Origin of the sequence: Streptococcus oralis subsp. dentisani (genome assembly GCF_003944205.1) — a bacterium.
In the GTDB taxonomy this organism is placed as follows: Bacteria; Bacillota; Bacilli; order Lactobacillales; family Streptococcaceae; genus Streptococcus; species Streptococcus oralis_BH.
In genome coordinates this window covers 1-14,319 of record NZ_RJPH01000011.1, presented here as the reverse complement: position 1 = coordinate 14,319, position 14,319 = coordinate 1, and the positions used below count along the sequence as shown (strand labels likewise).

General features: G+C 40.4%; 14 protein-coding genes and 2 tRNA genes. 10 read left to right on the top strand and 6 right to left on the bottom strand.

What is annotated here, in order from left to right:
* Window positions 1–10: 10 nt before the first annotated feature.
* From trpD to trpA, 5 genes are read left to right on the top strand one after another with little or no spacing between them, the layout of a single operon-like run.
* Window positions 11–1,015 (top strand): anthranilate phosphoribosyltransferase, encoded by a 1,005-nt coding sequence (gene trpD / locus D8805_RS07850; RefSeq protein ID WP_125416642.1) that lies wholly within the window; start codon window positions 11–13, stop codon window positions 1,013–1,015.
* Window positions 1,012–1,779 carry an indole-3-glycerol phosphate synthase TrpC gene (trpC, locus tag D8805_RS07845; RefSeq protein WP_084925139.1) on the top strand — a complete coding sequence of 256 codons (768 nt, stop codon included), beginning with the start codon at window positions 1,012–1,014 and terminating at the stop codon, window positions 1,777–1,779. Before trpD ends, trpC begins: the two co-directional genes overlap by 4 nt.
* The gene (locus D8805_RS07840) at window positions 1,766–2,365 is read left to right on the top strand and encodes a phosphoribosylanthranilate isomerase (RefSeq protein ID WP_038806293.1); all 600 of its coding nucleotides are present in this window, start codon (window positions 1,766–1,768) and stop codon (window positions 2,363–2,365) included. Before trpC ends, D8805_RS07840 begins: the two co-directional genes overlap by 14 nt.
* On the top strand, window positions 2,343–3,566 hold the full coding sequence (gene trpB, locus D8805_RS07835; protein WP_038806292.1) for a tryptophan synthase subunit beta: 1,224 nt from the start codon (window positions 2,343–2,345) through the stop codon (window positions 3,564–3,566). Before D8805_RS07840 ends, trpB begins: the two co-directional genes overlap by 23 nt.
* Entirely contained in the window at window positions 3,559–4,335 is a 777-nt protein-coding gene (trpA, locus tag D8805_RS07830; protein ID WP_038806291.1) for a tryptophan synthase subunit alpha, read from the top strand. Before trpB ends, trpA begins: the two co-directional genes overlap by 8 nt.
* Here trpA and D8805_RS07825 read toward each other — a convergent pair.
* Window positions 4,307–4,966, bottom strand: coding sequence for a prepilin peptidase (locus tag D8805_RS07825; RefSeq protein WP_125416640.1), 660 nt, complete (start codon window positions 4,964–4,966; stop codon window positions 4,307–4,309). The genes trpA and D8805_RS07825 overlap by 29 nt on opposite strands.
* A gap of 69 nt (window positions 4,967–5,035) precedes the next feature.
* Between D8805_RS07825 and D8805_RS07820 the strand changes: the two genes are divergently transcribed.
* The gene (locus tag D8805_RS07820) at window positions 5,036–5,491 is read left to right on the top strand and encodes a GNAT family N-acetyltransferase (RefSeq protein WP_125416638.1); all 456 of its coding nucleotides are present in this window, start codon (window positions 5,036–5,038) and stop codon (window positions 5,489–5,491) included.
* A 370-nt stretch (window positions 5,492–5,861) separates the two neighbouring features.
* Here the strand turns inward: D8805_RS07820 and D8805_RS07810 are convergent, their stop codons facing one another.
* Complete coding sequence (locus tag D8805_RS07810; protein ID WP_125416636.1) at window positions 5,862–7,007, bottom strand: low temperature requirement protein A; 1,146 nt, start codon at window positions 7,005–7,007, stop codon at window positions 5,862–5,864.
* An 805-nt stretch (window positions 7,008–7,812) separates the two neighbouring features.
* On the opposite strand from D8805_RS07810, the gene D8805_RS07800 reads away from it, so the two are divergent.
* Entirely contained in the window at window positions 7,813–9,102 is a 1,290-nt protein-coding gene (locus D8805_RS07800) for a DUF308 domain-containing protein (protein ID WP_125416634.1), read from the top strand.
* Between the two features lie 9 nt (window positions 9,103–9,111).
* Window positions 9,112–10,200 (top strand): AI-2E family transporter, encoded by a 1,089-nt coding sequence (locus D8805_RS07795; protein WP_004256071.1) that lies wholly within the window; start codon window positions 9,112–9,114, stop codon window positions 10,198–10,200.
* A gap of 140 nt (window positions 10,201–10,340) precedes the next feature.
* On the opposite strand, the gene D8805_RS07790 is transcribed toward D8805_RS07795, so the two are convergent.
* The 4 genes from D8805_RS07790 to D8805_RS07775 all read right to left on the bottom strand — a co-directional run bounded on the left by D8805_RS07790 (window position 10,341) and on the right by D8805_RS07775 (window position 12,951).
* Window positions 10,341–10,413, bottom strand: a tRNA-Lys gene (locus D8805_RS07790).
* Window positions 10,414–10,475: 62 nt separating this feature from the next.
* Window positions 10,476–10,991, bottom strand: a complete 516-nt coding sequence (locus tag D8805_RS07785) for a DUF308 domain-containing protein (protein WP_000672740.1) — start codon at window positions 10,989–10,991, stop codon at window positions 10,476–10,478.
* Window positions 10,992–11,342: 351 nt separating this feature from the next.
* Window positions 11,343–11,415: transfer RNA gene (locus D8805_RS07780), tRNA-Lys, on the bottom strand.
* Window positions 11,416–11,679: 264 nt separating this feature from the next.
* Window positions 11,680–12,951, bottom strand: a complete 1,272-nt coding sequence (locus D8805_RS07775; protein WP_125416686.1) for a replication-associated recombination protein A — start codon at window positions 12,949–12,951, stop codon at window positions 11,680–11,682.
* Between the two features lie 115 nt (window positions 12,952–13,066).
* Between D8805_RS07775 and D8805_RS07770 the strand changes: the two genes are divergently transcribed.
* Together D8805_RS07770 and D8805_RS10305 are read left to right on the top strand one after the other, a co-directional pair.
* Window positions 13,067–13,537, top strand: a complete 471-nt coding sequence (locus D8805_RS07770) for a DUF3013 family protein (RefSeq protein ID WP_000257091.1) — start codon at window positions 13,067–13,069, stop codon at window positions 13,535–13,537.
* Between the two features lie 45 nt (window positions 13,538–13,582).
* Window positions 13,583–14,005, top strand: coding sequence for an ATP-binding protein (locus D8805_RS10305; protein WP_260469916.1), 423 nt, complete (start codon window positions 13,583–13,585; stop codon window positions 14,003–14,005).
* Window positions 14,006–14,319 lie beyond the last annotated feature (314 nt).

Below are 14,319 nucleotides of genomic sequence, written 5' to 3'. Positions count from 1 at the left end.
GGAAACTAGGATGAAAGAGATTATTGAAAAACTAGCAAAATTTGAAAATTTATCAGGTGTGGAAATGACGGATGTCATTGAGCGTATCGTAACTGGGCGTGTAACCGAAGCTCAGATTGCTTCTCTCCTTTTAGCCCTTAAGATGAAGGGGGAAACACCTGAAGAACGCACAGCCATTGCACAAGTCATGAGAGGCCATGCCCAACACATTCCAACTGAAATTCATGATGCCATGGACAACTGCGGTACAGGTGGAGACAAGTCCTTCAGCTTTAACATTTCGACAACTGCAGCCTTTGTCTTGGCTGGTGGTGGTATTCATATGGCTAAGCACGGTAACCGTTCGATTTCTTCTAAATCGGGTTCGGCAGACGTCCTTCAAGCATTGGGCATCAATCTTGACCTCAAACCAGCTGAACTAGGTAAGGTTTTCGATAAAACTGGAATCGTCTTTCTCTTTGCTAAAAATATGCACCCAGCTATGAAGTACATCATGCCCGCTCGTTTGGAACTAGGAATTCCAACGATCATGAACTTGACTGGTCCACTGATTCACCCAATGGCTTTGGAAACACAGCTTCTTGGTATTAGTCGTCCAGAACTGCTAGAAAGTACCGCTCAGGTTTTGAAAAATATGGGTCGCAAACGTGCCGTCGTGGTTGCTGGACCAGAAGGGCTAGATGAAGCTGGCTTGAACGGAACAACCAAGATTGCTCTTCTTGAAAATGGCGAAATCACCTTGTCAAGTTTCACTCCAGAAGATTTGGGAATGGAACGCATTGCAATTGAGGACATTCGAGGAGGAAACGCTCAGGAAAATGCAGAAATTTTGCTCAGCGTTCTGAAAAACGAACCAAGCCCATTCTTGGAAACTACAGTTTTAAATGCTGGTCTTGGTTTCTATGCTAATGGTAAGGTAGCTAGTATCAAGGAAGGAGTTGCCTTGGCTCGTCAAGTGATTGCTAGTGGCAAGGCCCTTGAAAAACTCAGACTGTTACAGGAGTACCAAAAATGAGTCAGGAATTTTTAGCACGAATCTTGAAGCAGAAGGCGCGTGAGGTGGAACAGATGGAGCTGGAGGAAATCCAGCCCCTGCGCCAGACCTATTGCTTGGCTGAATTTTTGAAGAATCACCAAGACCGTTTACAGGTGATCGCTGAGGTCAAGAAGGCTAGCCCTAGTCTGGGAGATATCAATCTCGATGTGGATATTGTGCAACAGGCCCAGACTTATGAAGCGAATGGCGCAGTGATGATTTCGGTTTTGACAGATGAAGTTTTCTTTAAAGGGCATTTGGATTATCTGCGAGAGATTTCCAGTCAGGTAGAGATTCCGACGCTTAACAAGGACTTTATCATCGATGAAAAGCAAATCATTCGTGCTCGCAATGCCGGTGCAACAGTCATCTTGCTTATTGTCGCTGCCTTGTCAGAAGAACGCCTCAAGGAACTGTATGACTACGCGACAGAGCTTGGTCTGGAAGTCTTGGTGGAGACTCATAATCTAGCTGAACTAGAAGTGGCTCACAGGCTTGGTGCTGAGATTATTGGGGTCAATAACCGCAACTTGACCACCTTTGAAGTCGACTTGCAGACCAGTATAGATTTGGCCCAGCACTTTGAAGAAGGTCGCTATTATATTTCTGAATCTGCCATTTTCACAGGGCAGGATGCGGAACGAGTAGCACCATACTTTAACGGAATTTTGGTGGGAACAGCTCTCATGCAGGCAGAAGATGTGGCCCAGAGAATCAAGGAGTTGCAGATTGACAAAGGTTAAGATTTGTGGACTATCGACCAAAGAAGCGGTGGAGACAGCCATTTCAGCAGGGGCAGATTACATTGGTTTTGTCTTCGCACCTAGTAAAAGACAGGTGACCTTGGAAGAGGCTACTGAGCTGGCAAAGCTCATTCCTGTAGATGTAAAAAAGGTTGGAGTATTTGTCTCACCAAGTCGGGCAGAATTGCTAGAAGCGATTGACAAAGTTGGCTTGGACCTAGTTCAAGTTCACAGTCAGGTGGCGGATGAGTTGTTTGAGGATTTGCCTTGTGCCAGCATTCAGGCGGTGCAGGTGGATGGAGAGGGTCATGTGCCTAATTCTCAAGCAGATTATCTACTCTTTGATGCCCCTGTGGCTGGGAGTGGCCAGACCTTTGACTGGGGTCAACTGGATACGGCAGAACTAGCTCAGCCTTTCTTTATCGCAGGTGGGCTTAATGAAGACAATGTAGCAAAAGCAATTCAACACTTTACTCCCTATGCAGTCGATGTATCGAGCGGAGTGGAGACAGATGGACAAAAAGATCATGAAAAGATTAGAAGATTTATAGAGAGGGTAAAGAATGGCATATCAAGAACCAAATAAAGATGGATTTTACGGAAAATTCGGCGGACGTTTCGTCCCAGAAACATTGATGACAGCAGTTTTAGAGTTGGAGAAGGCCTACCGTGAAAGTCAGGCAGACCCAAGTTTCCAAGAGGAATTAAACCAGCTCTTACGCCAGTATGTAGGACGTGAAACGCCCCTTTACTACGCAAAAAACTTGACCCAGCATATTGGTGGAGCCAAGATTTATCTTAAACGTGAAGACCTCAACCATACAGGGGCCCACAAGATTAACAATGCCTTGGGACAAGTTTTGCTTGCCAAACGCATGGGTAAAAAGAAAATTATTGCTGAAACAGGTGCTGGTCAGCACGGTGTGGCAACTGCAACTGCTGCAGCACTCTTTAACATGGAATGTACTATCTACATGGGTGAGGAAGATGTCAAACGCCAAGCCCTCAATGTCTTCCGTATGGAGCTTTTGGGAGCCAAGGTTGAGGCAGTGACAGACGGTTCGCGCGTGCTCAAGGATGCAGTCAATGCAGCCCTTCGTTCATGGGTGGCTAATATCGATGATACCCACTATATCCTTGGTTCTGCCTTGGGGCCTCATCCTTTCCCAGAAATCGTTCGTGACTTCCAAAGTGTCATTGGTCGAGAAGCTAAACAACAGTACCGTGACTTGACAGGTCAAGAACTGCCAGATGCCCTAGTAGCTTGTGTTGGTGGTGGTTCTAATGCCATCGGTCTCTTCCATCCCTTTGTAGAAGATAAGTCAGTAGCTATGTATGGGGCTGAAGCAGCAGGACTTGGTGTGGATACAGAGCATCACGCTGCTACCTTGACCAAGGGTCGTCCGGGTGTCCTCCACGGTTCTCTCATGGATGTGCTCCAAGATGCCCATGGTCAAATTCTTGAAGCCTTCTCTATCTCAGCAGGTTTGGACTATCCTGGTATCGGTCCAGAACATTCTCACTACCACGATATCAAACGTGCCAGCTATGTTCCTGTGACAGACGAAGAAGCCTTGGAAGGATTCCAGCTCTTGTCTCGTGTGGAAGGGATTATCCCAGCCTTGGAATCTAGCCATGCTATCGCTTTTGCAGTGAAATTGGCCAAAGAACTTGGACCAGAAAAGTCTATGATTGTCTGCCTATCAGGTCGTGGGGACAAGGATGTGGTTCAAGTCAAGGACCGCTTGGAAGCAGATGCAGCAAAGAAGGGAGAAGCTCATGCCTAAGACACTAACAGAAAAATTAAATGCTATAAAAGCAACTGGAAAAGGAATTTTTGTTCCCTATATCATGGCTGGAGACCACGAAAAAGGTTTGGATGGTCTTGCTGAAACAATCCACTTTTTAGAAGATTTGGGCGTCTCTGCAATTGAAGTGGGCATTCCCTTTTCAGACCCTGTTGCAGATGGACCTGTTATCGAAGAAGCTGGCTTGCGCAGTTTAGCCCATGGGACCTCTACCCAGGCTTTGGTTGAAACCTTGAAAACCATTGAAACAGAGATTCCACTGGTCATCATGACCTACTTCAACCCCCTCTTTCAGTACGGTGTGGAGAACTTTGTCAAAGATTTGGCGGATACAGCCGTTAAGGGATTGATTATTCCAGACCTGCCTCATGAGCATGCCAACTTTGTAGAACCATTTTTGGCAGACACAGACATTGCCTTGATTCCCCTAGTAAGCTTGACTACAGGAATTGAGCGCCAGAAAGAGTTGATTGAAGGGGCAGAAGGATTTGTCTATGCCGTTGCCATCAATGGGGTGACAGGGAAGTCAGGAAACTACCGAGCAGACTTGGATAAGCACTTGGCGCAATTGCATCAAGTAGCCGACATCCCAGTCTTGACAGGTTTTGGTGTATCAAGTCAAGCCGATGTGGAACGCTTCAATGCGGTGTCAGATGGCGTTATCGTCGGTTCGAAAATTGTAAAAGCTCTCCATGAAGGAGAGCCGATTGAGGAATTTATCAAACAAGCAGTAGCTTACCAAAAATAATCAAACAAGTAGCAAGTAAGAGGAAAGGCACGAAAGGAAGTCTTTCCTTTTTCTTTTGCAGGAGAAAGGCTAGAATTCCTGTCGCAGAAGCGAACTGAATCAAGATCAGTAGTTCAGTCGCACTAAAGACGAGAGCGCAGGAAGCTAAAAAGAGAAAATCCCCTGCGCCCATGCGGATATCGATAAAATGAGCCAAAATTCCAAGAGCAAGGAAGAAGACCATGACTAGATTCCAGCCATAGGAAGCCATGAGGATTAGGTGGAAAGTCATCCAGACCAGTAAGGGATATTCCTGATGGTGAAAGTCGTAGATGCCCAAGGTCAAGCCAGCAGTTATGAGGATGACTTGACTCAAGGAAAGCAATTCCCAAGACCAAGCCAGAAAGAGGAGCCCTAAGCCTAGTTCCAAAAGGGCATACCAGACAGGATAGCGAACCTTGCAGTAGCGACAGCGAAAGCGATTAAAGACCTGCGAGAGAATCGGAATCAAATCTAAGGGACGCAAGGGAGTCTGACAGGAATCGCAGTGACTAGCCGGGCGGATAATGGATTGCTCAGGAAAACGGTCAATGACCAAACCAAGAAAGGAAGCGAGAATGCTCCCGACAAGAAAAAAATAAAGATCAATCATACTTATCTATTCGTAAAAAATAGAAGAAGTAGTATAATAAAGAAACATAGATAAGATGGTGAGGAAAATATGACAATTCGTTTTGAAGAAAATGTGAGCGTAGAAAATGCTCAGCTCGTATGCAAATGGTCCAACTCCCTTGGCAAATCCTTTCAAGAACAATGGATGGGAACAATGATTCCTTTTCCCTTGACAATTCAAGTCTTACAAGATTTGGAAGGAATCTTTTCAATCTTTGATGGACAAGAGTTTGTGGGGCTTATCCAGAAAATCAGGCTAGAAGACAGGAATCTTCATATCGGGAGATTTTTTATCAATCCCCAGAAACAGGGGCAGGGCTTAGGTAGCCAGGCTTTAAGGGAATTTGTTAGTTTGGCCTTTGAAAATGAAGACATAGATACTATTTCTCTAAATGTCTACGAGGCAAATCAAACAGCTTACAAGCTTTACCAAAAAGCAGGATTTGAAATCGTTCAAATGGTTGAAGTACCTATACGAAAATACATCATGAAAAAGGGGAGATAGAAAGTAAAAAAAGCCTTGAAGTCAAGGCTTTTTCCTGTTGTTTAGATGCCCCCTGCATGAATTTGTAAGAACTTTTCATATTGAAAATAAACAAAAATGTTGAAATATAGCTGATTTTAGGGAAATACTTTTAGGTATTTTCAATGTCAGGATTTAAAAATGGGGCAAAAGTGGGGCAAAAACAAATTAACGAAAAAAATATCGAGTTCGTGCATCAAGTAAATGATAAATTGCAAGAATAAGTGCAACATTTACTCGAACTCATCCTCTAGAGCTTCACTAGCAGTTCTGTAAGCTAAACATTTTCGTGGTCGGTGATTGATATCATATAAAGCCTTGGTTCCCAAAGCTTTTTAATGTTATAAACTCATTAAAATAATCCCCAGTTAGATTTGGAATATTTTTTATTCTGTGTCATATAAAAATAAATAAAATGAATGGCTATAGCTAGAGCTAAAATGGTTGTTATACTCACTACTATTATAGGATTAGAAGCAAAGATTAAAGAGAGAATCAAGGCAGCCAGATAGAGTGTCGCTTGGACACAGTAGTAACTTTTCGAATAGCGAAGATAGTGTTTGTTATAGGGCCCATTTACTAGGACAGCAGCTTGAAAGAGGCCAAATCCGATATAAGAGAAGCTGGTTGCAAAGAGACGATTAGCTTCAGGATTCAGAAGAAAACTCATCGATACAGTCATCATCATAAGCCCAATGAAAATAGGATAGTGACTGTAAATTAGAAATAGCCCCTTTTGATTAGATTTTTCATCAATAGCATGGTCGAATTGACCAAAATAAAACAAGAACAGAGAAAGCATAATAATGAAATAAAGAACCGAATAAATCGAGAAATTCTCGATTGTAAAGAAGTTAGATAGCTCCATAATCATCTCTCCAAACGTAATAATGACAAGAAGGGAGATGCGCTCGATTAAATGGGGGAGATTTACCTGGTAATGCTTATCTTTACTAAGCAAGATAATTGGCATAATAAATGTTAGCAGAATACTAGCAAATAAGACAGAGACTCCAACGTAAATAGGAAGAAGAGCTGCTAGATAGACTCCTAAACTTCCTAGACCTGTTATCCATAGAAAACCTTTGATACTTTCCCGTTCAACATTATCGGTTGATTTTCTAAAAAATTCAACCAAATATTGTAAAAATAAGGTAAAGGTTAATGTACCAACAGCCCAACAAAGATAATGAAAATATTGTTGCCAATCAGGTCCAATCATATTGGCTATAAAGAGTAAAAGTCCCATTTTGATAAACATGATTACCATGTTAAATAAAGAGTTCTTTCCATAGCGATTGGTATAAACGGTTTGAATCATCCATGAATCAGTGAGAACCAAAACAGCCATGAAAAAATCAAGGAAAGAATTCCAAGTCAAAATACCGTTATGAAGATGGTCAATTAAAGTAGTTACTTTTGAAATTGCAAAAACAAAAACTAAGTCATAAAAAAGTTCTGAAAATTCTACACGTTTATGTTTAATAAGAGTTGTCATCTTAAGACCTTTCTATTTTAGAAGTACAATTTATTATAACAGAAAATGGTAATGAAAGAAAATGAGATGCTTAAATAACTTCATGTGGCGCGAATGAACTGCGCCACAAAAGTTAGGTTTTTTCTGTCTAACTTTTGGGGTGCAGTTCAGAAGGGGTGTTTTTTCTATCGTTTTTTAGTGCTAAGACTACACAAAAAAGCCTAGTAAATCAAGGCTTTTTCCTGTTGTATTTAGATGCCCCCTACAGGGATTTGGAAAGGACTTTCATATTGAGAGCAATTAAAAATATTGAAATATAAGTGATTTTAGGTATTTTCAATGTCATGATTTAAAAATGGGACAAAAGTGGGGCAAAAACCATACAGATTCTAAACTGTATGGTTCTTTTTTTATCTAACCAAGAAAGGTTAAAACTTATTAAAACAAATGCAATCAACTGTTGAAAACTTTTTAGTCCGTGTAATATAAAAACAAGTAAAAAGTTGAACTATAGGGAATATTGTGTCATAATAGGTAATAGATGAATAATTAATAGATTGGAAATAATGCTTTCTTACCTTAACAAGTTGAATTGGTTATACATTTTTTCGTCGCAATTGTGTCTATCTCTCGAGTTTAGCTAGTTTTTATAAGCTCTGGTTTCTAATCAATATAACAAATTTTAGAAGTGCATAAGACAAGATGGTGACATTACTACAGTCATTTCTAGTCACCATATGTTGCTGGCACAGGCTGTTTGTAGTGTTGGCTATTTACTAGTCAGTTTAATCGGAGTGTTTAATTTTTATTGTTGAAAGGTTTTTATATGGCGAAAATTCTATCTTTAGGTCTGACAGGTAAGAAATTACTTGCTCAGGGGTTCTTGTTTGTTCTGCTAGGTCTCATCTTGATGGTCACGGGGACTTGGTTGCCAGTAACAGTTATTCGCCTGGTTCTGTTTTTAGCTTGGATAGCAACGGTCGTAGATTTGCTATTAAGAGTTTTCAAAAAAAGCCAGTCAACGGATACCTTGGGAGTTGCACTGGTTAAATTGTTAGTGCTGGGATATTTGCTAGGTTCTAATCTTGCGACTGATGTGCCGATTTATATTTTGGCTCTTGTGATTGGAATTTATCAGATTTTTCATGCTAGTATCAACCTTGTCACCTATCTTCTCTACCGCAAAAACAAAATTCGACCTCGTTTTCGTTTCTTACTAGATGGTCTCGTACTAGTTTTTCTTGGTGGGACTAGTCTTTTGTCCTCTACGGGAAATTCTGTCTTTCAACTCTTTGTTTTAGGGGCTTATTTTTTCCTTTATGGTCTGTCCAATATCCGTGACGGTTTCTTATTTGAAGGGGAAATTGGGAAAAACCATCTCAAACGTCGCATTAGAATTAGCTTACCTATTGTCCTAGCCGCTCTCATCCCTGCAAGAACTTTAGCAAAAATTAACAAATTTATGCTGGAAAATGCTGATGAGGAAGAAGATATCCATCTTGGAATAGTGAAGTCTGGTAAGACAGCAGAGCTAGAAATTTTTGTTCATACAGCTGAGACCTCCCTGTTTTCAGCTATTGGTCATGTGGATATCTGCTATCAGGGCCGTGTTATTTCTTATGGCAACTATGATCCGTCATCTGAGACCTTATTTGGCATGGTAGGAGATGGTGTCTTATATTTCTGTGATCGTGACAAGTACATTGACCTATGTAAACGTGAGAGTCAAAAAACGCTTTTTGGTTATGGGATAGATTTGACGCCTGAAATGGAAAAAGCAGTTCAGAAAAAGTTGGCTGAATTGAAACAACTGACGATTCCATGGGAGCCAAGTGCAGATAAAATCATGACAGGTGATGGTAAGGAAGACTACACCTACGCTTATAAAATCAGACATGAGACAGATGGGGAACTTTATAAATTTATCAAATCTAAGTTTAAATCCTACTTTGTCTTATCTACAAACTGTGTGCTCTTGGCTGATACCATAGTCGGTCAGGCTGGCACCGATATCCTCTCACCCAAAGGATTTATCGCTCCAGGAACTTACCAAGCCTACCTTAATCGAGAGTTTGAAAAACCAAATAGTATAGTCGTATCTAAACATGTTTATTAAGGAGAATTTATGAACTTAGTAAAAAAATACACCCCGTTAATACTTTTTATAGGGCTGGTTGCTCTTGTAATTCTGAATGCATCGAGCTTTATATCAGGAGCAATCTCTCTCTTTGATGTAATATCAACCTTGATTTATGGTGCTGTTATTGCTTTTGTGCTTAATGTTCCTATGAAAAAAATTGAACAGTACTTAGTTAAATTGAAGGTAAAGGCAGAGTTGCGTCGTCCGATTGCCATGGTACTTGTTTTCCTAGCTCTTATCTTAATCGTGATTGCTCTTTTGGTTTTGGTGCTGCCAACCCTAGCCCAGACTATTAGTCAGCTGGGAACAGTCCTTTCAACAGTCCTTACTCAACTTGGGAAATTGCTAGGCAGCTCGGAATTTGTAACCAAAGACATGTTGTCAACTATCGTATCAGGCATACAGGGACAATCTAGTTCTATTAGCCAAGCTTTGATAGGTTTTTTATCAGGTCTGACTAGTAATATCGGCAATATTTTTTCAAGTTTGATGAATGCCTTTTTGATTATAGTCTTCACCTTTTTATTTTTATCCAGTAAGGAACATTTGGCAGCGATGACGAGTCGACTTCTAAAAGTTTTTCTTCCAGAGAAGGTGGTGATAAAGTTGACTTACATTGGACAAGTAGCACTAGAGACTTATGACCAATTTTTGATGAGTCAGCTGATTGAAGCAGTTATCATAGGAGTTATGATAGCGGTTGGTTACAGCGTGTTTGGGATACCCTATGGAGTAATGACAGGTATCTTTGCAGGAGTGCTATCGTTCATTCCTTATGTAGGGCCTATGATTGCTTGTGTTGTGGGAGCGATTTTTATCTTCACAGTGAGTCCTACTCAAGCCTTACTTTCTCTTCTTCTATATCAAGTTATACAGCTGATTGAAGGAAACCTTATTTATCCTAGAGTTGTAGGTCAGTCTATTGGTTTGCCAGCTATTTTCACGCTTGCGGCTGCTAGTATTGGAGGCAATCTCTTTGGCTTACTTGGGATGATATTCTTTACACCGATATTTGCTGTTATCTATCGATTGGTTAAGGAATTTGTCGTTGCAAAGGAAAATCAGCTAGATTAAGAAAAACTAAATTTAATAAGATATACTGAGAAGAGAGTGAGAGATTCTCTTCTCTTTTATTTTTAAATACTTTTCTACAAAAAGCTATTAGACGTTAAAAAAAGCCTTGGTTTCAAGGCTTATTTCTGTTGATTTAGATGTGCCCCCTGCAGGGCTCGAACCTGCGCCCCATAGCTTAAGAGTCTACTGCTCTACCAACTGAGCTAAGGAAGCAACAGAAAAAGCTGAGAATGTAACTTCCCAGCTTTTTTAATATGCCCAAAATGGCAGCTAGATTATTTACGAAAGGCATCAAGGATATAGGTGAAACCAACAATTAAAAATGCAAAGGCAACGACATAAACGACAAAGACACTTGTAGCTACTGGATTGAACAAAATCACTAGACCTAGTAAAAATGCAAGCAACGCTATCCACATGATATGGTTGCCAATAATAGGGAAAATCAATCCCAAACGATTGCCTTTAAAGAAAACTATAATGGCTTCTACAATTAACCAAATTCCTAAAATAGTTGGAATGACAACTGGCAGCGTCACAAAGCCATAGGCAACGAGGTAAAGAGCTAAGAGAAGATTAACAATCCCTTGGAAAAGATGAGCTGGTGAGCGAAGCTCTTTTGGTACAGAGAAATAGCCTAAAATAGCTGCTATAGAAGAAACCAGTAAACCAAATGCAATCCACCAGCTGTAAGCAACAAGATTAGCTACTGGGTTTGTAAATAGGAAAAGTCCTAAAAGGACAAAAACAACTCCTGCAAGGAATAGCAGTAAACGATTAGAAAATTTCATTTCAATACCCCCTATATAGTATAGTATAGTTTGATAATAAAAATATTATACACCTTTTTAGAGGAAATGTCAATAAACAAAATGGAAAATTTGGAAGTTTCAGTCTGATTTATGAAAAGAAAATCAGTTTTTATTATTTTGAAAATAAAAAGAGAAGATAAAATTTGTCTTCTCTACATGAAAATATTGTATGGCATCAAAGCAAAAGTAACTGGCTTTACACTATTTGTTAAGATGTAATTTGGTTCAAAAAGAAAAGATAGATTTAAAAGTGGGGCAAATGATGAGGCAAATCAGTTATAGATAAGCAAAAAAGCCTTGGTTATCAAGGCTTTTCCTGTTGTATTTAGATGCCCCCTACAGGGATCGAACCTGTGACCCACGGATTAAGAGTCCGCTGCTCTGCCAGCTGAGCTAAGGAGGCAAAGAAAAAAGCTGTATTGGTGCCGAAACTTCACGGTTTGTATTGAACCCGCGCAATTAAGCAGGTGGGCAACTCGCTCTAACTGAAGCTGTTTCCGTGTGAGACGGCCTACATGCTGTTAGAAGACTTTTGTTTCCCTAATAATACAAAAAATAGTCGGTCAACACTTAAGTGTGAAGTCGTACACCACAGCGTTTCTATGTTTATATGATACCACTTTTTCAAAAAAAATCAAGAGGTAAGTGCAATTTTTTGAAAAGGATTTCAGATTTTTCGTAAACGGTCGATGGCTTCCTTTCTTTGAACCAAAGCCCGTTCATATTTACCAGTATCTTCTGCTTGGAAATAGTGATGATTGCGAATTTTTTCTGGCAGATAGTCTTGCTTGACCCAATTTCCAGGATAGTTGTGTGGATAGAGATAGTCTTGGGCATTCCCCAGTTCCTTGCTACCGCTATAATGTCCATCACGCAGATGCCGTGGAATGGGCAAATGCCCTGATGTTTTGAGATCAGCAAGAGCCTTGTCCATGGCCACATAGGCTGAGTTGGATTTGGGTGAAAGTGCCAAGTCAATCACGACATTGGCAATGAGAATGCGAGCTTCTGGGAAACCGATCCTTTGTGCAGCATCTAGAGCAGTTACGGTATGGATCTGCGCTTCAGGATTAGCCAAACCAATATCTTCATAGGCAATCACAGTCAAGCGACGAGCTAGACTAGGCAGATCCCCAGCTTCAATCAAGCGGGCTGCGTAGTGGAGACTGGCATCCACATCCGAGCCGCGGATGGATTTTTGCAGGGCTGAAAGGACATCATAGTGACCGTCCCCATCCTTGTCCATGGTAATGTAGCTTCGTTGCAGGCTATTTTCCATAATATCAAGCGTGATATGGCGGATACCCTTGTCATTTTCAGGGGTAGAGAGAACAGCCAAATCCAGCGAGTTAAAGGCAGAACGCAGGTCTCCATTGGTAGATGTTGCGATAAAATCAAGGGCATCCCCATCTAGCTCAACTGGGAAGTCAAAACCACGCTCAGGATTAGTGAGAGCGATCTGAATCGCTTCTTTGACGTCTTGATTGGACAAGGGTTCTAATTCAAAAATCTGAACACGGCTACGAATGGCAGGAGTGACAGAAAAGAAGGGATTTTCAGTTGTAGCGCCAATCATGATAACCAGACCACTTTCCAAGAGTGGCAGAAGAAAGTCTTGCTTGGTCTTATCGAGACGATGAATCTCGTCCAGTAATAGGACTAATCCTCCTGAGAATTTAGCTTCTTCAGCGATTTCTTGGAGACGTTTTTTACTATCAACAGTGGCATTGAAGGTCCGAAAGGCATACTTGGTCGTTCCAGCGATGGCTGAAGCGATACTGGTTTTTCCGATACCCGGAGGTCCGTAGAGAATCATGGAGGACAGGCGGTTGGCCTCCACCATGCGACGGATGATTTTTCCTGGGCCGACCAGATGTTCCTGACCGATGACCTGGTCAATGGTTCTAGGGCGCATGCGAAGTGCGAGATTGTCAGGCATAGCAGTCCTTTCTAACATGGATTTTCTGATGTATATGTGGTAAGATGGTAGTATCTATTTTAGCATAATTCCGAGTAATCGGGGCGATTTAAGAGTCGCATAGAAAGAGGACAAAATGGCAACATACGGATTTTTAGATGTTTTAGAGGAAGAATTGGACAAGAACTTTCCCTTTGACTTTGAGATTAGCTGGGACAAGCGCAATCATGCAGTTGAAGTGAGTTTTTTATTGGAAGCACAAAATGCTGCGGGAGTAGAGATGCTAGACGAGGACGGAGAGGTGTCATCAGACGATATCCTCTTTGAAGAAGCAGTCCTTTTCTACAATCCTGCCAAGTCAACAGTCAATGAGGAAGACTATTTGACAGCTATCCCTTACCTACCTAAAAAAGGTTTTTCTCGTGAGTTTTTAGCTTATTTTGCTCTATTCCTCAAAGACACTGCAGAGGTTGGGCTGGATGCGCTCATGGACTTTTTGGAAGACCCAGAAGCAGAGGAGTTTGTCATGGAATGGAACCAAGAAGTCTTTGAAGAAGGAAAAGTTGGCTTGGAAGAGGGAGAATTTTATCCTTATCCGAGGTATTAGGAAGAAGACAAGCTTGATTTGAGTAAATGTAAAGGGGGGTAAATCTTGACAGCGAAAAAAAAATATATTGGTGCTTATAGCCGAGATGCTAGAGACTATTTTTCATTATTGCCGACAGAACGAGAAATAGTAGAGCAGTTGCAGGCTATATACAGAGAAGAGAAAGGGCTTTTTGTCTTATGTGGTAACAGAGGATCAGGAAAATCAAGTCTGAAAAATATTTCTTTGGAATTTGATAAAAAGTATAGTTGTGATAAAGATGACAAAGAAATTCTTGTAGTGAATGTGTCTTTTTTCAGTGGTAATAAAGATTTTCATAGAGAAATTTTAATGCAAATTCCTAATGCTATTTCCAAAAGAATGGAGGATATTGAACGTGATATTGGTGATTTTGTTAATAATTATAGAAGGTATTATCCGACTTTAGAGTATAATGCTGAGGAAAAAGAAAAAAGTACGATTTGTTAGAACAGGATAAAATAAGAGAAAATTTTTCAACAATACATAGAAGACTGCAAGAAATTGGGAAAAATTTCGAGAATACTTCAAATATTTATAATTTATGTAACAAGTTATCAAATCAAACTAGTAATTTATTTGAACAGTTTAATCTTTTAAACAAACAGCATAAATTCCAAAACAGTAAATGGTTTCTGCCACAAAAAAAATAGAGTAGATATTTTAAATTTTAGAAAAAACATTGACGAACTGTATCAAAAAGTTGAATATTTTGAAAGAAAAGCGAGCGAGCTAATAAAATTAGAGGAATTCTTGCTTATTTC

Excerpts from the sequence above, each read along its gene's own strand:
- D8805_RS07820 (WP_125416638.1), top strand. The coding sequence starts at position 5,036 with ATGACAATTCGTTTTGAAGAAAATGTGAGCGTAGAAAATGCTCAGCTC.
- trpA (WP_038806291.1), top strand. The coding sequence starts at position 3,559 with ATGCCTAAGACACTAACAGAAAAATTAAATGCTATAAAAGCAACTGGA.
- trpC (WP_084925139.1), top strand. The coding sequence starts at position 1,012 with ATGAGTCAGGAATTTTTAGCACGAATCTTGAAGCAGAAGGCGCGTGAG.
- D8805_RS07770 (WP_000257091.1), top strand. The coding sequence starts at position 13,067 with ATGGCAACATACGGATTTTTAGATGTTTTAGAGGAAGAATTGGACAAG.
- D8805_RS07800 (WP_125416634.1), top strand. The coding sequence starts at position 7,813 with ATGGCGAAAATTCTATCTTTAGGTCTGACAGGTAAGAAATTACTTGCT.
- D8805_RS07810 (WP_125416636.1), bottom strand. The coding sequence starts at position 7,007 with ATGACAACTCTTATTAAACATAAACGTGTAGAATTTTCAGAACTTTTT.
- trpB (WP_038806292.1), top strand. The coding sequence starts at position 2,343 with ATGGCATATCAAGAACCAAATAAAGATGGATTTTACGGAAAATTCGGC.
- D8805_RS07775 (WP_125416686.1), bottom strand. The coding sequence starts at position 12,951 with ATGCCTGACAATCTCGCACTTCGCATGCGCCCTAGAACCATTGACCAG.
- D8805_RS07825 (WP_125416640.1), bottom strand. The coding sequence starts at position 4,966 with ATGATTGATCTTTATTTTTTTCTTGTCGGGAGCATTCTCGCTTCCTTT.
- trpD (WP_125416642.1), top strand. The coding sequence starts at position 11 with ATGAAAGAGATTATTGAAAAACTAGCAAAATTTGAAAATTTATCAGGT.
- D8805_RS07795 (WP_004256071.1), top strand. The coding sequence starts at position 9,112 with ATGAACTTAGTAAAAAAATACACCCCGTTAATACTTTTTATAGGGCTG.
- D8805_RS07785 (WP_000672740.1), bottom strand. The coding sequence starts at position 10,991 with ATGAAATTTTCTAATCGTTTACTGCTATTCCTTGCAGGAGTTGTTTTT.